The sequence below is a fragment of the Streptomyces sp. CMB-StM0423 genome (assembly GCF_002847285.1).
GTDB lineage: Bacteria > Actinomycetota > Actinomycetes > Streptomycetales > Streptomycetaceae > Streptomyces.
In genome coordinates this window covers 1,213,796-1,233,125 of the sequence record NZ_CP025407.1, presented here as the reverse complement: position 1 = coordinate 1,233,125, position 19,330 = coordinate 1,213,796, and the positions used below count along the sequence as shown (strand labels likewise).

Annotated in this window: 17 protein-coding genes; 9 read left to right on the top strand and 8 right to left on the bottom strand. The window is 73.1% G+C overall.

The annotated features are described in order from the left end of the window. Positions 1-34 precede the first annotated feature (34 nt). From hydA to CXR04_RS05165, 3 genes are read left to right on the top strand one after another with little or no spacing between them, the layout of a single operon-like run. Complete coding sequence (gene hydA, locus CXR04_RS05175; RefSeq protein ID WP_101420708.1) at positions 35-1,435, top strand: dihydropyrimidinase; 1,401 nt, start codon at positions 35-37, stop codon at positions 1,433-1,435. Between the two features lie 50 nt (positions 1,436-1,485). Then, entirely contained in the window at positions 1,486-2,505 is a 1,020-nt protein-coding gene (locus CXR04_RS05170; RefSeq protein ID WP_101420707.1) for a TIGR03842 family LLM class F420-dependent oxidoreductase, read from the top strand. 9 nt (positions 2,506-2,514) lie between these two features. Further along, positions 2,515-4,077, top strand: coding sequence for an NCS1 family nucleobase:cation symporter-1 (locus CXR04_RS05165; RefSeq protein ID WP_101420706.1), 1,563 nt, complete (start codon positions 2,515-2,517; stop codon positions 4,075-4,077). A gap of 11 nt (positions 4,078-4,088) precedes the next feature. On the opposite strand, the gene CXR04_RS05160 is transcribed toward CXR04_RS05165, so the two are convergent. Genes CXR04_RS05160 through CXR04_RS05150 form a run of 3 tightly spaced genes read right to left on the bottom strand, consistent with a single transcriptional unit; the run spans position 4,089 to position 6,799 of the window. Further along, positions 4,089-5,450 (bottom strand): hypothetical protein, encoded by a 1,362-nt coding sequence (locus CXR04_RS05160; protein ID WP_101420705.1) that lies wholly within the window; start codon positions 5,448-5,450, stop codon positions 4,089-4,091. Positions 5,451-5,505: 55 nt separating this feature from the next. After that, complete coding sequence (locus CXR04_RS05155; protein ID WP_101420704.1) at positions 5,506-6,264, bottom strand: SIR2 family NAD-dependent protein deacylase; 759 nt, start codon at positions 6,262-6,264, stop codon at positions 5,506-5,508. A 46-nt stretch (positions 6,265-6,310) separates the two neighbouring features. Further along, entirely contained in the window at positions 6,311-6,799 is a 489-nt protein-coding gene (locus CXR04_RS05150; RefSeq protein ID WP_101420703.1) for a VOC family protein, read from the bottom strand. Positions 6,800-6,918: 119 nt separating this feature from the next. On the opposite strand from CXR04_RS05150, the gene CXR04_RS05145 reads away from it, so the two are divergent. The 5 genes from CXR04_RS05145 (at position 6,919) to CXR04_RS05125 (ending at position 12,679) form a co-directional block, all read left to right on the top strand. Continuing rightward, positions 6,919-7,779, top strand: a complete 861-nt coding sequence (locus tag CXR04_RS05145) for an inositol monophosphatase family protein (RefSeq protein ID WP_101420702.1) — start codon at positions 6,919-6,921, stop codon at positions 7,777-7,779. A 102-nt stretch (positions 7,780-7,881) separates the two neighbouring features. After that, positions 7,882-9,297 (top strand): phytoene desaturase family protein, encoded by a 1,416-nt coding sequence (locus CXR04_RS05140; protein WP_101420701.1) that lies wholly within the window; start codon positions 7,882-7,884, stop codon positions 9,295-9,297. Between the two features lie 97 nt (positions 9,298-9,394). After that, positions 9,395-10,912, top strand: coding sequence for an AlkA N-terminal domain-containing protein (locus CXR04_RS05135; RefSeq protein WP_101420700.1), 1,518 nt, complete (start codon positions 9,395-9,397; stop codon positions 10,910-10,912). A gap of 5 nt (positions 10,913-10,917) precedes the next feature. Then, positions 10,918-11,403, top strand: coding sequence for a methylated-DNA--[protein]-cysteine S-methyltransferase (locus CXR04_RS05130; RefSeq protein WP_101420699.1), 486 nt, complete (start codon positions 10,918-10,920; stop codon positions 11,401-11,403). Between the two features lie 148 nt (positions 11,404-11,551). Further along, on the top strand, positions 11,552-12,679 hold the full coding sequence (locus CXR04_RS05125; protein ID WP_101420698.1) for a glycerate kinase: 1,128 nt from the start codon (positions 11,552-11,554) through the stop codon (positions 12,677-12,679). 38 nt (positions 12,680-12,717) lie between these two features. Here CXR04_RS05125 and CXR04_RS05120 read toward each other — a convergent pair whose 3' ends face one another. After that, a complete protein-coding gene (locus tag CXR04_RS05120) occupies positions 12,718-13,674 on the bottom strand; it encodes a LysR family transcriptional regulator (RefSeq protein WP_101420697.1) in 957 nt (318 codons plus the stop codon). Positions 13,675-13,778: 104 nt separating this feature from the next. On the opposite strand from CXR04_RS05120, the gene CXR04_RS05115 reads away from it, so the two are divergent. Then, a complete protein-coding gene (locus CXR04_RS05115) occupies positions 13,779-15,800 on the top strand; it encodes a M4 family metallopeptidase (RefSeq protein ID WP_234380068.1) in 2,022 nt (673 codons plus the stop codon). A 138-nt stretch (positions 15,801-15,938) separates the two neighbouring features. Here the strand turns inward: CXR04_RS05115 and pssA are convergent, their stop codons facing one another. The 4 genes from pssA to CXR04_RS05095 form a co-directional block, all read right to left on the bottom strand. Then, on the bottom strand, positions 15,939-16,787 hold the full coding sequence (gene pssA / locus CXR04_RS05110) for a CDP-diacylglycerol--serine O-phosphatidyltransferase (RefSeq protein ID WP_199850393.1): 849 nt from the start codon (positions 16,785-16,787) through the stop codon (positions 15,939-15,941). Next, positions 16,774-17,427, bottom strand: coding sequence for a phosphatidylserine decarboxylase (locus tag CXR04_RS05105; protein WP_101420695.1), 654 nt, complete (start codon positions 17,425-17,427; stop codon positions 16,774-16,776). Before CXR04_RS05105 ends, pssA begins: the two co-directional genes overlap by 14 nt. 167 nt (positions 17,428-17,594) lie before the next feature. Further along, positions 17,595-18,812 (bottom strand): acyl-CoA dehydrogenase family protein, encoded by a 1,218-nt coding sequence (locus CXR04_RS05100; protein ID WP_101420694.1) that lies wholly within the window; start codon positions 18,810-18,812, stop codon positions 17,595-17,597. Then, positions 18,812-19,330, bottom strand: a complete 519-nt coding sequence (locus CXR04_RS05095; protein ID WP_101420693.1) for a MaoC family dehydratase — start codon at positions 19,328-19,330, stop codon at positions 18,812-18,814. Before CXR04_RS05095 ends, CXR04_RS05100 begins: the two co-directional genes overlap by 1 nt.

The window sequence follows — 19,330 nt, the reverse complement described above, 5'->3', positions numbered from 1 at the left end:
GGTGACGTCGCGTCGCCGGAAGGGAGCAGAGGCCGTGAGCCGTACAGTCATCACCGGCGGACTTGTCATCACCGCCGCCGACGAGATCCACGCCGACGTGCTCGTCGAGGACGGCCGCGTCACCGCCCTCGCCGCACACGGCAGCGACGCCGCCGCCGGCTGGCACGAGGGCGCCGCGGTGCTCGACGCCACCGGCAAGTACGTCATCCCGGGCGGCGTGGACGCCCACACCCACATGGAACTGCCCTTCGGCGGCACGTTCGCCTCGGACACCTTCGAGACGGGCACGCGCGCCGCCGCCTGGGGCGGCACGACGACCATCGTGGACTTCGCCGTACAGAAGCAGGGCAGCGCGCTGCGCGAGGGCCTGGACGCCTGGCACGCCAAGGCCGACGCCCAGTGCAGCATCGACTACGCCTTCCACATGATCCTCTCCGACGTCAACGAGCACACGCTCAAGGAGATGGACGGCCTGGTCGAGGAGGGCGTGACCTCCTTCAAGCTGTTCATGGCCTACCCCGGCGTCTTCTACAGCGACGACGGCCAGATCCTGCGCGCCATGCAGCGCGCCGCCGGCAACGGCGGGCTGATCATGATGCACGCCGAGAACGGCATCGCCATCGACGTCCTCGTCGAACAGGCCCTCAAGGCAGGCAGGACCGACCCGCGTTACCACGGCGAGGTGCGCAAGGTGCTGCTGGAGGCCGAGGCCACGCACCGCGCCATCCAGCTCGCCCGGGTCGCCGGCAGCCCGCTGTACGTCGTGCACGTCTCCGCCGAGGAGGCCGTCGCCGAGCTGGCGCAGGCCCGCGACGCCGGCCTGCCGGTCTTCGGCGAGACCTGCCCGCAGTACCTCTTCCTGTCCACCGACAACCTCGCGGAGCCGGACTTCGAGGGCGCGAAGTACGTCTGCTCCACGCCGCTGCGCCCCCGCGAGCACCAAGCCGCCCTCTGGCGCGGGCTGCGCACCGACGACCTCCAGGTCGTCTCCACCGACCACTGCCCGTTCTGCTTCGCGGACCAGAAGGAACTGGGCCGCGGCGACTTCTCCCGGATCCCCAACGGGCTGCCGGGCGTGGAGAACCGGATGGACCTGCTCCACCAGGCCGTGCTCGACGGCCACCTCACGCGCCGCCGCTGGATCGACATCGCCTGCGCCACCCCGGCGCGGATGTTCGGCCTCTACCCCCGCAAGGGCACCATCGCCCCCGGCTCCGACGCCGACATCGTCATCTACGACCCCGGGGCCCGCCAGACGCTCTCCGCCGCCACGCACCACATGAACGTCGACTACTCGGCGTACGAGGGCAAGGAGATCACCGGCCGGGTCGAGACCGTGCTCTCCCGCGGCGAGACCGTCCTCAACGCACGGGAGTTCACCGGCCACGCGGGACACGGCCAGTACATCCCGCGCGGCACCTGCCAGTTCCTGTAGAACCAGCCACCAGACCCACACCTCCGGCATCGCGACCAAAGGGGGCCGAAGTGGATTTCGGACTCGTGCTGCAGACAGACCCGCCCGCATCCGCCGTCGTCGGCCTCATGCGCCGCGCGGAGAACAACGGCTTCCGCTACGGCTGGACGTTCGACTCCACCGTCCTGTGGCAGGAGCCGTACGTCATCTACAGCCGCATCCTGGAGCACACCGACCGGCTCACCGTCGGCCCCATGGTCACCAACCCCGGCACCCGCGCCTGGGAGGTCACCGCCTCCGCCTTCGCCACCCTCAACGAGATGTACGGCAACCGCACCGTCTGCGGCATCGGCCGCGGCGACTCCGCCATGCGCGTCGCCGGCCGCCCGCCCAACACCCTGGCCCGCCTCGGCGACGCCATCCGCGTCATCCGCGACCTCGCCGAGGGCCGCGAGGCCGTCGTCGACCGCGAGTCCGGCACGACGCTGCGGCTGCCGTGGGTCGAGAACGGCCGGCTGCCGGTCTGGATGGCGGCGTACGGGCCGAAGGCGCTGGCGCTCGCCGGGCAGGTCGCGGACGGCTTCATCCTCCAGCTCTCGGACGTCTACCTCACCGAGTTCATGGTCAAGGCCGTACGCACCGCCGCCGCCCAGGCGGGCCGCGACCCGGACGACCTGTCGATCTGCGTCGCCGCCCCCGCGTACGTCACGGACGGCACCCCCGAGGCGCTGGCGCACGCGCGCGAGCAGTGCCGCTGGTTCGGCGGCATGGTCGGCAACCACGTCGCCGACCTCGTCGACCGCTACGGCGAGCACTCCGATGTCGTCCCCGAGGCGCTCACGGCGTACGTCAAGCAGCGCCAGGGCTACGACTACTCCCACCACGGCCGCGCCGGAAACCCCTCCACCGACTTCGTCCCGGACGACATCGTGGACCGCTTCTGCATCCTGGGCCCCGTCGAGGCCCACCTGGAGAAGCTGCGCCGGCTTCGGGAGCTGGGCGTGCACCAGTTCGCGATCTACGCGATGCACGACGCGAAGGAGTCCACCATCGACGCGTACGGGAAGTACGTCATCCCGGCGCTGGCCTGAGGGGGCACCATGACCGCGGACGCCGCGTCACCGTCCCACCCGCAGCCGCCGGCCAACGGCAGGGTGGAACTCGCCCCCGCCGACGACCTCGGCACCAGCCGCTACGCCAACGCCGACCTGCTCCCCGTCCCGGCCGCGCAGCGCACCTGGACCACGTACAACTTCGCCGCGCTGTGGGTCGGCATGGCGGTCAACGTACCGACCTGGACGCTGGCCGCGGGCCTCATCGCGCTGGGCATGGACTGGAAGCAGGCCGTCCTCACCATCGCCCTGGCGAACGTCATCGTGCTGCTGCCGATGCTGCTGACCGGCCACGCGGGCCCCAAGTACGGCATCCCCTTCCCGGTCCTGGCCCGCTCGTCGTTCGGCGTGGTCGGCGCCAACCTGCCGGCGCTGCTGCGGGGTGTCGTCGCCTGCGCATGGTTCGGCATCCAGACGTGGATCGGCGGCCAGGCGATCTACTTCCTGGCCGGGAAGATCATCGGGGCCGGGAGCTGGTGGGCAGAGGCCGGCTCGTGGGGCGGCTATCCGTGGCCGCAGTGGCTCTGCTTCGTGCTGTTCTGGCTGATCGAGGTCGGCATCATCCTCTTCGGCATGGAGGGGGTGAAGAAGCTGGAGAACTGGGCCGCGCCGCTGATGCTCGCGGGCGCGGTCGCGCTGCTGATATGGATAGCCGACCAGGCCGGCGGCTTCGGCCCGCTGCTGGACGAGCCGTCCGAGCTGGGCTGGGGCACCGAGTTCTGGAAGGTGTTCTTCCCCGCGCTCATGGGCATGATCGGCTTCTGGTCGACGCTGTCGCTGAACATCCCGGACTTCACCCGCTTCGGCGCCGGCCAGCGCGCGCAGATCTGGGGCCAGTCGCTCGGACTGCCCACCACGATGGCCGCGTTCGCGCTGCTGTCCGTGCTGGTCACGTCGGGCTCGCAGGCGGTCTACGGCAAGCCGGTCTGGGAGCCGGCGGAACTGGCGGCCCGGATGGACACCAAACTGGGCGTCGCCTTCGCCCTGTTCGTCATCCTGCTCGCCACCCTGACGACGAACGTCGCGGCCAACCTGGTCAGTCCGGCGTACGACCTGTCCCACCTGGCGCCGAAGGCCATCAGCTTCCGCACCGGCTCGCTGATCGCCTGCGCGGCGGGGATGCTGATGTTCCCCTGGGAGCTGATCGCCAACCCGGACATCTACATCTTCGTCTGGCTCGGCACCTACGGCGGCCTCCTGGGCGCGGTCGCCGGCGTCCTGATCGCCGACTACTGGCTGGTCCGCCGCACCGCGCTCGCCCTCCCGGACCTGTACCGCCGCGAGGGCGCGTACTGGTACCGGGGCGGCTGGAACTGGCGCGGCATCCTGGCCTTCGCGGTCGGCGCCCTCCTGGCGGTAGGCGGCTCCCACACGGACGAGGGCACGTCAGGCCCGTACCCGGAAGACGGCCTGATCCCCTTCCTGAAGCCGCTGGCGGACTACGGCTGGGCGGTGGGCCTGGGCGCGTCGCTGATCCTCTACACCCTGCTGATGCGAGGAACACCCGCGAAGCCGGCCACCACACCACCGGCAACAGCGGCTCCGCACTGACGCCGCCACGTTCACAGACCGGCGGCCATGAGGATCCGGCTCATCCGGGACACCCGGAGCACGGGGTTGGCGGCGGCTTCGTCGGCGACCTCGGGCTCCGGGTCGGAGAGCAGTTGCGCCAGCAGCGCGTCCGTGACGTTGGGGTGACGGGCGACACCGCCGCGCAGGAAGGACTCGCCGGCCGAGGCGAGTCGCCGGAGGGCGGCCACGGGCAGCTCGGGGTCCTGCAGGGCGACGTCACGCACGTGCGGGTCCTCCTCGTCGGCGAGCGTGCGCAGCGTGTGACGGGGGTAGTTGGGGTGGTCGACGAGTAACGGCCGGAGGCGGAAGACGTCACCGTCGGCGCGGACGAGCCGTTCCAGCACATCCGGTGGTGTGTCCGGGCGCCGGGCGGCCGCGCGGCGGACGGAGAGCTCCGGGTCGTCGTCCAGCCGCTGCCACGCCTCGGCGGGCAGGTCGTGGCAGGACGCCAGGACGCGCCGGAACGGTGTGTGCGGGCTTTCCAGATAGCGCATCCGTTCGCTGAAGGGCGCTTCCCGCAGCCAGTCCGGGTCGCCGAGGCCCCAGTCCGGCATCATACGGACCTCGATGTCTCCCTTCAGGTCCTCGGCTGCCACGAGCGCGTAGATCCCGGCCCGGGTTTCCTCGTCGACGTGACGGCTCTGGGCCACCGCGACCCGCACCTGCAGGTCGTCGACCTCCAGGAGCTGCGCAACCATCGCCGCCGGGAGCTGCGGGTTCCTGGCGACAGCCCCGAAGACCTCCTCGTCCCCGCTCCGCAGGAGCCGCGCGAACTGGTCCGGCGAGAGCGGCACGTGGCGCGCCACGTTGACGCGCACGGCGGGGTCGGCGAGGCAGCGGTCCCGCCACTCCGGCGGGACGCCCGGCTGCTTCCGCAGCGTGGCGGCGGCGCGGACCGCCGGATCCGGGTCGGCGAGCAGGCTCACCTGCACGGCGAGCGGACGGTCGGGCCACGCCTGCGCCACCACTGCGCGCAGCCTCGCGTCCGGCGCGCCGGCAAGTGCGGTCCGCGGACTGCCGTAAGCCTCTTCGAGATCCTCGATGCCCAGGGCCACCCCGCGATCCACCATGTCGCGGACGAAGTTCACGTACGCGTCCCGGATCGCCGGATCGGGATGCTCCGCGATCCTGCGGCGCATCGCCGGGGAGACCCGGTCCCCGTGCAGGCGCACGGCGCTGTCCTCGTCGCCGTACGTCAGCAGTGCCTCGACAACGGCGTCCGCCAGCATTCCGCGGCGCCGTCCAATCCCGTGCCGGCCCGCCCGGTGTGCGGCCAGGCGCACCAGCACGTCCTGCGGGGCCGCCGGATTCCGGCCCAGTCCGGACAGCCGCGGATGCGTGAGGCTCGTCATGCGCTCAACCTGGCCAAGCTGTCTCGTGGCGGCCCCCGGTCGCGCCGCGCGGGTCCTACGCGCTCTCCGCCGTCAGGCGGGTCAGCAGCGGCGGCAGGGCGGTGCCGATGGGCTCGCGGACGACTTCCGCCGCGCGGTCGTCGTACGGGGTCGGCTCGGCGTTGACGACGATCAGGCGGGCGCCGTGGTCGGCGGCCAGGCCCGCCAGCCCGGCGGCGGGCTGGACCTGGAGGCTGGTGCCCACGGCGAGGAAGACCTCGCACGCCTCCGCGATGGCGGCGGCCTCGCCCAGTACGGCGGGGTCGAGGCGCTCGCCGAACATCACGGTGGCGGACTTGAGGATGCCGCCGCACTCCAGGCACGGCGGATCGGCCTCGCCCGCCTCCACCCGGGCCAGCGCGTCCGCCATCGGCCCCCGGGCGGCGCACTTCGTGCACACGAAGCTCCGGGCGGAGCCGTGCAGTTCGAGGACCTTGCGGGCCGGTGTCCCCGCGAGCTGGTGCAGTCCGTCCACGTTCTGCGTGAGGACCCGTACCGGCACACCCTCCCGCTCCAGATCCGCGATGGCCAGATGCGCCGCGTTGGGCTCGGCGGCCAACGTGCGGTTCGTGCGCCGCATCTGCCAGGAGCGCCGCCGGATCTCCGGGTCCGCCATGTAGTAGTCGTACGTGACGAGCTTCTGCGCCTCCGGGTCCCGGCGCCAGACCCCGTTCGGGCCGCGGTAGTCGGGGATGCCGGAGTCGGTGGAGACGCCGGCGCCGCTGAGGATCGCCACCAGGGGGCGCCGCCCCGTACTCTCCGTCGTCGCAGACATGCGGACAGGGTACGGGCGCCCACCCCCGGTCGCGCCACGGCGTTTCCTAGTTCGCGAAGCCGCCCTTCGGCTCGATGATCTCCAGGTTCGTGCCGTCCGGGTCGTTGAAGTACGCGACCCTCGTGCCGAGCGCCGCCTCCGGCGTCACCTCGCCCGCGCGGAACGTGTAGTCCTCGCCCAGGAACGCATACCCGGCCGCCCGCATCCGCCCGTACACCGCCCCCAGGTCGTCCACCTTCAGGCACAGGTGCATCGAGCCCGGCCGGTTCGCCATCCCGTTCGTGCGCTCCCCGACCGGGTCCTGGAACTGGATGAGGTCGATGCCCAGGCCGTCGAGGTTGATCGTCGCGTAGCGCAGGGTCGCGACCGGCAGCCCCTGCGACCGCCCGAACGGGACGCTGTCCATCGTCCCCGCCGCGGCGGGCTCCCGGCCGGTGAGGGCGGCGTAGAACGCGATCGAGGCGTCCAGGTCCGAGACCGAGATGCCGACGTGGGCGGCGCGGGTGAGGTTCATCGGGGTGGCGGCGACAGCCATGGGGGAGACCCTCTCGAACGAAGCCCCCGACCCTTTGGAGCAGATTCTTCAGGAATCTACGGAATCACGCATCCTCTCCGCATTCCGTGTCCGGGGCCACCGCATGGTTCGATGGACATATGATCGACGATTTCCTGGCCTCCGCCGACGCCCTCGACCGGGTCGAGGACGCCCTGCGCAAGGCGTCGGCCGAGGAGGTCATGCCCCGCTTCCGGCAGCTCCGCGCCGACGAGATCGTGCAGAAGGACGGCCCCCACGACCTGGTCACCGTCGCCGACCGGAACGCCGAGCTGCACCTGGAGCGCAGCCTGACCGCGCTGCTGCCCGGTTCTGTGCTCGTCGGCGAGGAGGGGACGCATGCCGACCCCGGCCGGCTCGCCGCGCTGCGCGAGGACGCGCCGGTGTGGATCGTGGACCCCGTCGACGGCACCCGGCAGTTCGTCCGCGGCGAGCCCGGCTTCTGCATGCTCGTCACCCTCGCCCACCGCGGCGAGGTGCTGGCCTCCTGGACGTACCTGCCGGCGAAGGACGTCATGGCCGTCGCCCGCCGCGGCGGCGGCGCGCACCTCGTCGGCGGCGAGGAACTGCACGCCGGCGTGCCCGAGCCCGGGCAGGAGCTGCACGTCGCGGTCTCCCACCACGACTTCACCACCGACGCCGAGAAGCGCGCCCTCGCCCGCCTCGACGTCCCCGGGGTACGGGCCAGGCCCTGCGGCTCCGCCGGCCACGACTACCTGTCCGTGGCCCGCGGCGAGATCGACGCGGTGGCGTTCTCCTGGGAGAAGCCCTGGGACCACGCCGCGGGCCTGCTGCTCGTCGCCGAGGCGGGCGGCGCCAGCGGTACGGTCGCGGGGGAGCCGTTCCGCGTGGCCGGCGGCAACGCGCTTCCGTTCACCGCGGCGCGGGACGCGGAAACGGCACGTCATATCCTTGCCCTGCTGGCCGGACCCGGCCGAGGCGTACCGGGGGCGGCGCCCTAGGGTCCTGCTGCCGGATCAGGCCGGCGCGGGGCGGCAAGGACCGGGATTGTTCCACCGGAAGAGCCCTGACCCCAGTCAGCGACGACGGGAGTGGCGAGGCGGATGACGACGCTGGTCGACGTGGTGGTCGTAGGCGCGGGGCCCAACGGGCTGACCGCCGCCGTCGAACTCGCCAGACGCGGCTTCACGGTCGAGGTCTTCGAGGCCCGCGACAACATCGGCGGCGGGGCGAGCACCGCCGAGCTGACCCTGCCGGGCTTCCGGCACGACCCCTGCTCCGCCGCCCACCCCTTCGGCATCGGCTCCCCGGTCTTCGGCGAACTGCCGCTGGCGGAACACGGCCTGGCGTGGGTGCACAGTGAACTGGCCATGGCGCACCCGTTCCCCGACGGCTCCGCGGCCGTGCTCTCCCGCTCCGTGGGCGAGACGGCGATGTCGCTCGGCACCCGCGACGCCGGTGTCTACCGGCGGCTGGTCGAGCCCTTCCTCGGCAAGTGGGACACCCTGTCGTGGGACTTCTTCACCGCCTCGCTGCGCTCGGTGCCCCGCGACCCGGTCACCCTCCTGCGGCTCGGCCAGCTCGCCATGCCCGCGTCGCTGCTGAACCGCCGCTTCCGGGGCGCGCACGCCCGCGGCATGATGGCCGGCCTCGCCGCGCACGCCATCGCGCCGCTGCACACGCCGATCACCGCGGCCATGGCGCTGACCTTCGCGCTCGCCGGCCACGCCGTCGGCTGGCCGGTGGCCCGCGGCGGCTCGCAGGCCATCTCCGACGCGCTCGCGGCGTACCTGCGCGAGCTGGGCGGCGAGATCCACACCGGGATCGAGGTCAAGCGGCTGGACGAGCTGCCGCCGGCGCGCGCGTACGTCTTCGACACCTCGCCGACCGCGCTGGCACGCATTGCCGGGCTCGGCGGCGCGTACGACGGCTTCCGGTACGGACCGTCCGTATTCAAGATCGACTACGCCCTGGACGGGCCGATGCCGTGGACCTCGGCGGAGGCGCGGCGCGCCACGACGGTGCACGTCGGGCCCACCGAGGGCGAGATCGGCGCGGCCCTCGACGCCGCCGTGAACGGCGTCGCGCCCGCCGTGCCGTTCCTCATCACCTGCCAGCCCACCATCGTCGACCCCACCCGCGCGCCCGAGGGCAAGCACACCTTCTGGGTCTACGGGCACGTGCCCAACGGCTGGGAGGGCGACGCCACCGACGCCATCGAGCGGCAGTTGGAGCGCTTCGCGCCCGGCTTCCGCGATCTGGTGCTGGCCCGCGCCACCGCGGGACCGCCGCAACTGGCCGCGCGCAACGCCAACTACGTCGGCGGCGACATCGCCTCCGGCGCGTTCTCCGGCATGCAGACCCTCATGCGCCCGCGGCTCGCCCGGGTGCCGTGGGCCACGGTCCACCCGCGCGTCTTCCTGTGCTCCTCGTCCACGTACCCGGGGCCCGGGGTGCACGGGATGGGCGGCCACAACGCGGCCCGCGCGGTCTTCCGCACCCTGACGCGGTCCCGCTGACGGGCGGCGCTCCCGGGCCGGCGGAGGCGTACCGCCGCCGTACCGTCATGTCGGATTCCCGCTAGCTTTCGTCCCCGCGGTGGACGACGCTGGAGACATGTTCACCGATACGGAGCGCTGCGTACGGGCCGTCCAGTCCAAGGACGCCCGCTTCGACGGCTGGTTCTTCACCGGGGTGCTGACCACCGGCATCTACTGCCGGCCCAGTTGCCCCGTCGTCCCGCCCAAGCCCCGGAACATGCGGTTCTACCCCAGCGCCGCCGCCGCCCAGCAGGCCGGCTTCCGCGCCTGCAAGCGGTGCCGCCCCGACACCAGCCCCGGCTCCCCGGAGTGGAACCACCGGGCCGACCTCACCGCCCGCGCCATGCGGCTCATCGCCGACGGCGTCGTCGACCGCGACGGCGTCGAGGGCCTCGCCGCCCGGCTCGGCTACAGCGCCCGGCAGATCGAGCGCCAGCTCCGCGCCGAGCTGGGCGCGGGACCGCTCGCGCTCGCCCGCGCCCAGCGCGCCCAGACCGCGCGCGTCCTCATCGAGACCTCCCCGCTGCCCATGGGCGACATCGCCTTCGCCGCGGGCTTCTCCTCCATCCGCACCTTCAACGACACCGTCCAGGAGGTCTTCGCCCTCGCCCCCACCGAACTGCGCCGCCGCGCCGCCCGCTCCCGCGCAGGCACAGGCGGTACGCGCGGCGCGACCGGCACCGGCGGCGGCGCGCCCGGTGTCATCAGCCTCCGGCTGCCCTTCCGGCAGCCGCTCACCCCCGACAACCTCTTCGGCCACCTCGTCGCCACCGCCGTCCCCGGCGTGGAGGAGTGGCGCGGCGGCGCGTACCGGCGCACACTGCGGCTCCCGTACGGGCACGGCATCGCCTCGCTCACCCCCGGGCCGGACCACATCGCCGCCCGCCTCGCCCTCACCGACCAGCGCGACCTGGCCATCGCCATCAGCCGCTGCCGCCGGCTGCTCGACCTCGACGCCGACCCCGTTGCCGTCGACGAGCAGCTCGCCCGCGACCCCCAGCTCGCCGAGCTGATCGCCAAGGCGCCCGGACGGCGGGTGCCGCGTACGGCGGACGGCGCCGAGTTCGCCGTACGGGCCGTCCTCGGCCAGCAGGTCTCCACCGCCGCGGCCCGCACCCACGCGGGCCGGCTGGTCACCGCGTACGGCACGGAGATCGAGGACGCGGAGGGCGGCCTCACCCACCTCTTCCCCGAACCCGGCGCCCTCGCCGGACTCGACCCCGCCGCCCTGGCGATGCCGCAGACCCGGCGCACCACCCTCACCGCGCTCGTCGCCGCCCTCGCCGCCGGCGACCTCGACCTCGGCGGCGGCAGCGACTGGGAACGGGCCCGCCGGCAGCTCGCCGAGCTGCCCGGCATCGGCCCCTGGACCGTCGAGGTCGTCGCCATGCGCGCCCTCGGCGACCCCGACGCCTTCCCGGCCACCGACCTCGGCGTCCGCAAGGCCGCCGCCGGACTCGGCCTGCCCGGCAGCCCCGCGGCCCTCGTCCGCCACTCGGCCGCCTGGCGGCCCTGGCGTGCGTACGCCGTGCAGTACCTCTGGGCGGCGCCGCCCGCAGGCGACCACCCGATCAACCTGATGCCCACGGAGTGAAGGACATGCGAACCCACACCACAGTCGACAGCCCCGTAGGACCCCTCGCCCTCGTCGCCGAGGACGACAGCCTCACCGGGCTCTACATGACCGACCAGCGCCACCGCCCCGCCGACGAGACCTTCGGCACCCCCGCCGACCCGGAGGACCCGCCGTTCGCGGCGGCGGCCGCGCAGCTCGCGGCGTACTTCGCGGGCGAGCGCACCGACTTCGACCTGCCGCTGCACCTGTCCGGCACGCCGTTCCAGCAGCGGGTGTGGGAGCAACTGCGGCAGATCCCGTACGGCGAGACGATCTCCTACGGCGAACTCGCCGAGCGCGTCGGCAACCCCGCCGCCTCCCGCGCCGTCGGCATGGCCAACGGGCGCAACCCCGTCGGGATCGTCGTCCCCTGCCACCGCGTCGTCGGCGCCAACGGCAGCCTCACCGGATACGGGGGCGGGATCGACCGCAAGAAGCAGTTGCTCGCGCTGGAGCGGCGGGAGGGCTGAGCACCCCTGCCGTCGCCGCGCCGTACGGGCCCGGGGCCGGCGCCAAGCGCCGGTCCCGGGCCCGATGGGCAACCGGGCGGGCTTGCGGATAGGGTCGCAGCGGCGTGACCAGGACCAGAGCGAGGGGTGGCAAGTGACGCACGGATCGGTGACCCGGGTGCTGATCGCGGCCGACAAGTTCAAGGGCTCCCTCACCGCAGAAGAGGTCGCCCAGCGGGTGACCGCGGGGCTGCGGAAGGTCGCGCCCGGCCTCGCCGTCGAGGCCCTGCCCGTCGCTGACGGCGGCGACGGCACGGTGGCCGCGGCGCTGGCGGCGGGCTTCGAGCGCCGCGAGGCGCGGGTCACGGGGCCGCTCGGCGATCCGGTCACCGCGGCGTACGCGCTGCGCGACGGCACCGCCGTCGTCGAGATGGCCGAGGCGTCGGGGCTGCAACTGCTGCCCCCCGGCCGCTTCGCGCCGCGCACCGCCACCACGTACGGCAGCGGCGAACTCCTGCGCGCGGCGCTCGACGCCGGGGCGCGGAGCATCGTCTTCGGCGTCGGCGGCAGCGCGACCTCGGACGGCGGCGCGGGCATGCTCGCGGCCCTGGGCGGGGACTTCCTGGACGCGGAGGGTGCGCCGGTGGGCCCCGGGGGCGGACCCCTGGCGGACCTTGCGCGGGCGGACCTGAGCGGGATCGACCCGCGGTTCGCGTCGGTGGAGCTGATCCTCGCCAGCGACGTCGACAACCCGCTGACGGGTCCGACCGGCGCGCCGGCGGTCTACGGCCCGCAGAAGGGTGCGAGCGCGGCGGACGTCGAGGCGCTGGACGCGGCGCTGGGACACTACGTGCGGGTGCTGGAGGAGGCCGTGGGGCCGCGGGCGGCCGCGCTGGCGCGGGAGCCGGGCGCGGGGGCGGCGGGAGGCATCGGCTACGGGGCGCTGATCGGCCTCGGCGCGGTCTTCCGGCCCGGGATCGAGGTGCTGCTCGACGTCCTGGGCTTCGGAGCGGCGGTCGCGCGGGCGGACCTCGTGATCACGGGCGAGGGCTCGCTGGACCGCCAGACGCTGCACGGCAAGGCCCCGGCGGGCGTGGCGTCGGCGGCCCGCGCGGCGGGAAAGCGGGTGGTGGCGGTGTGCGGGGGCCTGTCGATCGACGAGGCGGCGCTACGGGGTGCGGGGATCGAGCGCGCGTACGCGCTGTCGACGCTGGAGCCGGACGTAAACCGCTCGATGCGCAACGCGGGCCCCCTGCTGGAGTCACTGGCGGAGTCCCTGGCCCACGACTACCTCTGACGGGGGCCCGGCCCCCGGGACTCCGCCCCGACCGTCCCTCACGTGCGTTCCGGGTGGATCTCCGGGTGCTCCTTCCACCACGTCCCATACCGCGGGTTGTTCGCCAATCCCGCCTCGTACGCCCGGGACGCCGCCCGGTACAGCAGGTTCGCCTGTTCCGCCGGGACCGCGCGGCGTTGCCAGGCCAGGGTCAGGCGGCCCCTGATCGGGTCGCCTGACAGGGGGCGCAGGGCCACGCCTGCCGTGGCCGGGGCCGTGGGCTGGAAGACGGCTACCGCGCGGCCGGCCGCTATCAGGCGGCGGTTCAGGGCCGTGTCGCCGATGCGGTAGCGCAGCGACGGGGTGAAGCCCGCGGTCGTGCAGGCGGCGTGGAGCGCTTCCGGGCCGCCGTCGTCCTGGCTCGTCATCGCCATCCACTGCTCGTCCGCCAGGTCGCCCAGCTCCACCCGCTCCCGCTCCGCGAGCCGGTGGCGGGCCGACAGGGCGATCCAGAACGGCTCGCCCGCGACCAGCGTGCGGGCCGTGACGCCGGAAGGGAGCGGCGTGCGGTGGTCGTTGACCTCGCCGTAGAGGATCGCGTCGTAGTGGCCGGAGCCCAGCAGCCGGGTCAGCGCCGTGACGGAGTCCTCGCTGTCGACCGTCGTCTGCCGCCCCGGCAGCAGTTCGTCCAGCTCCGTGACCAGCGCGCCGAGCATCACCAGCACGATGCTCCCCAGCCGCAGCGGCCCCGCCGCCGCGGCGCGGGCGCCGGCCGCCAGCGCCTCCATCTCGCCGAGCACCCGGTGCGCCTTGGACAGTACGAACTCGCCCAGCGGCGTGGGCAGTACGCCCCGCGGGGTGCGCGTGAACAGCTCGCCGCCCGCCACCCGCTCGATGCGGCGGAGCTGGGCCGACAGCGCCGGCTGGGAGACGCCGAGGAGGCGGGCGGCGCCCGCGAGGCTGCCGGTCTCGGCGATCCGGCAGACAGCCTGCAGGTGCCGTAACTCCAGCTCCATTCCAGCAGCGTATAACCCGGGTATGGGGGCGGGTGGGATATCCCGAAGCGCCATGTCCATGTCGATACTCGCGTCACCGGTTTCCCTAGAGGGGAGCAACAGACGTGAAGTCCACAAGACTTGGCGCGGTCGTGGCGGCACTCGCCCTGACCGCCGGCCTGACCGGTGCCTTCACCGGCACCACCAGCGCCGCGCCGCCGCCACCCGAGCAGCCGGGCGGCAAGGCCCGCGCCCTCGCCGCCGCCGACCGCGCCGCGGACAGCGGGCTCGACGGGCTGCGCCACAGCCCCGGCGAGGAACTCGTCCGCACCAAGGTGACCCCCTGGGACGACGGGCTCTACTACGCCGCGTACGAACGCACCTACCTCGGGCTGCCGGTCACCGGCGGCGACGCCGTCGTGCTCGCCGACAGCCGCGGGCGCGTCCTCGACGTGGCCGCCGCGCCCGCGCCCGAGCTGTCGCTCTCCCCGCGCGCCACGGTCTCCGCGGCCGCCGCCGAGCGGACCGCCACCGCGCGGGTCGCGCACCCGGAGAAGGCCACGGCGCCTGAACTCGGCGTGCTGCTCAAGGGCGGCAACGGCGGCAACGGCGGCAAGGGCGTGCTGACCTGGCAGTCCACCGTCACCGGAACCACCGCCGCCGGCGCCCCCAGCGTGCGCGAGGTGTACGTCGACGCCCGTACCGGCAAGGTCGTCGAGACCCGCGAGCAGGTCCGCGACGCCTCCGGGCAGGGCTACCACTACGGCACCGTCGAGATCGACACCGCCGCCAACTCCATGACCGACCCGCTGCGCACCGGCTTCCAGTGCGGCGGCCAGAACGGCGCCCCGTACACCACCCCGCCCTGGGGCAACGGCGGCGCGAACGACCTGGAGACGGCCTGCGTCGACATCATGTACGCGGCCCAGCAGGAGTTCGACATGCTCAAGGAGTGGACGGGCTACAACGGCCAGAACGGCCGCGGCGGCCTCGTCCCCGCCCGCGCCGGACTCAGCGTCGTCAACGCCTACTACGACGGCTCCAAGACCACCTACGGCCGCAACCAGACCGGTACCAACCAGCTCACGTCCATCGACGTCGTCGCGCACGAGTACGGGCACGAGATCTTCGACCGCACCCCCGGATCAAGCGGCTCGGGCAGCGAGAACGGCGGCATGAACGAGTCCACCGGCGACATCTTCGGCGCCATCACCGAGGCGTACGTCAACAGCCCCGCCGATCCGCCCGACTACACCGTCGGCGAGAAGGCCCGCTTCTACGGCGACACCCGCCCCATCCGCAACATGTACAACCCGTCGCTGGTCAACAACGACCCCAACTGCTACACCCAGCTCGGCTCCGGCACCGAGGTGCACGCCGCGGCCGGCCCGCAGAACCACTGGTTCTACCTGCTCGCCGAGGGCTCCAGTCCGGGCGGCGGCAAGCCGGACAGCCCGATCTGCGCCGGCGGCCCCTCCGCCGTCACCGGCGTCGGCGTGCAGAAGGCCGCGAAGATCTTCATGGGCGGGCTGCTGCTGAAGACCTCCGGCTGGAACCACCGCGCCGCCCGCGCGGCGACCGTCACCGCCGCCAAGGCCACCTACGGCGCCACCGAGTGCAACGCCGTCAAGGCGGCCTGGAGCGCCATCGCCGTGCCCGCGGCGGCCGGCGAGGCCGACTGCGGCGGCAGCCAGACGCCGGACTTCTCCCTCGCGCTGGCGCCGAACTCCGGGAGCGCCGAGGCCGGCGGCTCCGCCACCGCCACCGTGAGCACCACGACGACCGGCGGGAACCCGCAGAGCGTCGCGCTCACCGCCTCCGGCGTGCCCGCCGGCGTCACGGCGTCCTTCTCCCCGGCGACGGTGACCTCGGGCAACTCCGCGACCCTGACGCTCGACGTCGCCGCCGGGACCGCCGACGGCACGTACCCGATCACGGTGACCGGCACCGGCAGCGCCACCCACACGGTGACGTACACCCTGACCGTCGGCTCCGACCCGGGCCCCGGCACCTGGGCGGCCGGCACCTCCTACCGGGCCGGTGACACCGTCACGTACGGCGGCCAGGGCTACCGCTGCCTCCAGGCCCACACGGCCCTGCCGGGCTGGGAGCCGCCGAACGTGCCCGCGCTCTGGCAGCCCGTCTGACCCCGATCCAGGGCGGGCAGGCCGGAAAAGCCGCCGCGCCCGGGGGAGCGATCCCCCGGGCGCGGCGGTGCGGTCGTTCTCGTACGCTACGGGCCCGCGGCGTGCCCTGCCGGACGTGCGGGCCCTGCCAGGCCCCGCTCAGCCCTGCGCGGCGGCGCGCGCCTCGCGGCGGCCGACGCGGAAGGTGTTCACCCGGCGGGCGGTGGCGAACAGCGGGATGGTCGCGGCCGTCACTATCTGCAGCGCGCAGCCGGTCTGGAGCAGCAACTGCCCGTTCGGCGCGTCGAACGCCCACGCGCCCAGGCAGGTCATGCTGATGAAGATCCACACGAGCGTGGCCACCGCGAGCCGGCCGCGCGGCTTGGGGTACTCCACGCGGCTCACCATCAGCCAGGCCACCCCGACGATCGCCAGCAGCGTCGGCACGAACGGCAGCTCCAGCAGCACCACCGAGATCACCGTCAGCGCCCCGAAGGGGCTCGGCATGCCCTGGAAGACGCCGTCCCGCACGGTGACGCAGGAGAACCGGGCAAGCCGCAGCACCACCGCCAGCACCACCGCGACCGCGGCCACCGTGGAGACCCGCTGGTACGCGTCGTCGGCGACCATGCCGTAGACCAGCACGAAGTAGGCGGGCGCCAGCCCGAAGCTGATCAGGTCGGAGAGGTTGTCCAGCTCCGCGCCCATCGCCGAGCTGCGCAGCTTGCGCGCCACCAGGCCGTCGAAGAGGTCGAAGACCGAGGCGAGCAGCATGAGGATCACGGCGGTGGCGGCGCTGTGCCGGGCGATGCCGCCGGCGTCCTCGCCCGCCAGGTGCGGGACGAGCACGCCGGTGGTGGTGAAGTAGACGGCGAGGAAGCCGCAGGTCGCGTTGGCCAGGGTGAGGGTGTCCGCGATCGACAGCCGCGTGGACAGCGGCATGTCGTCGTCGTCCTCGTCGACCTCGGGGACCCAGCCGGCCTTCGTCTCCGGATCAATCACGGTCAAGGCGCGTCACCCCCGCCGTGGTGGCCTGGCCGACGTCCACGCCGGGGTCGATGCCCTGCGGCAGGTACACGTCGACGCGGGAGCCGAAGCGGATCAGCCCGACGCGCTCGCCCTGCTCGACCTTGGTGCCGCCGGTCACGTACGGCACGATGCGGCGGGCGACCGCGCCGGCGATCTGGACCATCTCGACGTCGCCGAGCTCGGTGTCCAGGTGCCACACGACGCGCTCGTTGTTCTCGCTCTCCTTGTTGAACGCCGGGACGTAGCCGCCGGGGACGTGCTCCACGGAGCGGACGGTGCCGGCCAGCGGCGCGCGGTTCACGTGCACGTTCAGCGGGCTCATGAAGATCGCGACCCGGGTGCGGCCGTCGGGCCACGGCATGATGCTCTGCACCACGCCGTCCGCGGGGGAGATGACCCGGCCCTCGGCGATCTCGCGGTCGGGGTCGCGGAAGAACCACAGCATGCCCGCCGCCAGCGCGGCGGGGGGCACGGCGGCCAGCCGGTCGGGCCAGCGCCCGCTGCGGCGGGCGCGGACGGCGGTGACGGCGGCGGTGGCCAAGGTCGGCAGGAGCCACGGCGATGCGCCGCGCGCCAGGCGGATCCGGCGGCGCGGAACGTTATCTGGGCTGTGGGGCATGTTTGACCTTCGTAGCGGGAGGGGGCCGCGGTGATGGGGGACGGCGGCTTGTCGGGGATGTTATCGGTTGGCACCGGCAACTCGGCAAGCCGAAGCGAGCTTTCGCCCGCCGGGGCCGCGTGACCGGCTGCCACGCCACCCCTGCCGCCTGCCCCTGAAGCAGTCCTTCAACCCTGGGACCCGTACTCCTCGAGCAGTCGCCGTCCAATGATCATTTTCTGGATCTCGGCGGTGCCTTCGCCAATGAGAAGCATCGGCGCCTCCCGGTAGAGGCGCTCGATCTCGTACTCCTTGGAGAAGCCGTAGCCGCCGTGGATGCGGAACGCGTCTTCCACGACTTCCTTGCAGTACTCGGAAGCGAGATATTTGGCCATTCCCGCTTCTAGGTCGTTACGTTCTCCCGTGTCCTTTTTGCGTGCCGCTCGCACCATCATCGCATGCGCCGCCTCGACCTTGGTAGCCATCTCGGCCAGTTTGAACTGGATCGCCTGGTGCCGGGCGATCTGGCGGCCGAAGGCGTGCCGCTGCTGTGCGTAGCCGATGCCCAGCTCGAAGGCGCGCTGGGCGACGCCGCAGCCGCGCGCGGCGACGTTCACACGGCCCACCTCGACGCCGTCCATCATCTGGTAGAAGCCCCGGCCCGCCCCCTCCGGGCCGCCGAGCACCCGGCCGGCGGGGACGCGCAGCCCGTCCATGATCAGCTCGGTGGTGTCGACGCCCTTGTAGCCCATCTTGTCGATCTTGCCGGGAATGGTCAGCCCCGGCTTCACGGTGCCGAACCCCGGCTCCTTCTCCACCAGGAACGTCGTCATCGACCGGTGCGCGGGCGCGTCGGGGCCCAGCCCCTCGTCCGTCCGGCACAACACCGCGACCAGCGACGACGTGCCGCCGTTGGTCAGCCACATCTTCTGTCCGGTGAGCAGGTAGTCACCGCTCTCCGCGTCCCGTACGCCCTTGGACGTGATCGCGGCGACGTCCGAGCCGAGCCCGGGCTCCGACATCGAGAACGCGCCGCGCACCTCGCCCGCGGCCATCAGGGGCAGGAAGTGCTCCCGCTGCTCGGCCGTGCCGTGCTGCTTGATCATGTACGCCACGATGAAGTGCGTGTTGATGATCCCCGACACGCTCATCCAGCCGCGGGCGATCTCCTCCACGCACAGCGCGTAGGTGAGCAGCGACTCGCCGAGACCGCCGTACTCCTCCGGGACCATGAGGCCGAAAATGCCCAGTTCCTTCAGGCCCTCGACGATCTGCGCGGGATACTCGTCGCGGTGCTCCAGGCCGGTGGCCACCGGCAGGATCTCTTTGTCGACGAAGCCGCGGACCGTGGCGACGATCTCGCGCTGGACCTCCGTCAGCCCCTCCGTCTGCGCCAGCCGTCCCATCACCGCTCCCCGCCGCGCTCGGCCGGCTCCGGGCGGCCCGGCTGCTCGCCGCCGCGCGCCCGGACGTACGCCTCCGTGGGCACCATCACCTTGCGCCGGAAGACGCAGACCAGGGTGCCGTCCTGCTTGTGGCCGCGGGTCTCGACGTGCACGATGCCGCGGTCGTCCTTCGACTTCGACGGCCACTTGTCCAGCACGGTCGTCTCGCCGTAGACCGTGTCGCCGTGGAAGGTGGGCGCCACGTGCTTCAGCGACTCGACCTCCAGGTTGGCGATCGCCTTGCCGGAGACGTCCGGCACGGACATGCCGAGCAGCAGGGAGTACACGTAGTTGCCGACGACGACGTTGCGGCCGAAGTCGGTGGTCCCGCCGGCGTAGTGCGCGTCGAGGTGCAGCGGGTGGTGGTTCATGGTCAGCAGGCAGAAGAGATGGTCGTCGTACTCGGTGACGGTCTTGCCCGGCCAGTGCTTGTACACCGCGCCCGGCTCGAACTCCTCGTAGGTGCGTCCGAACTGCAT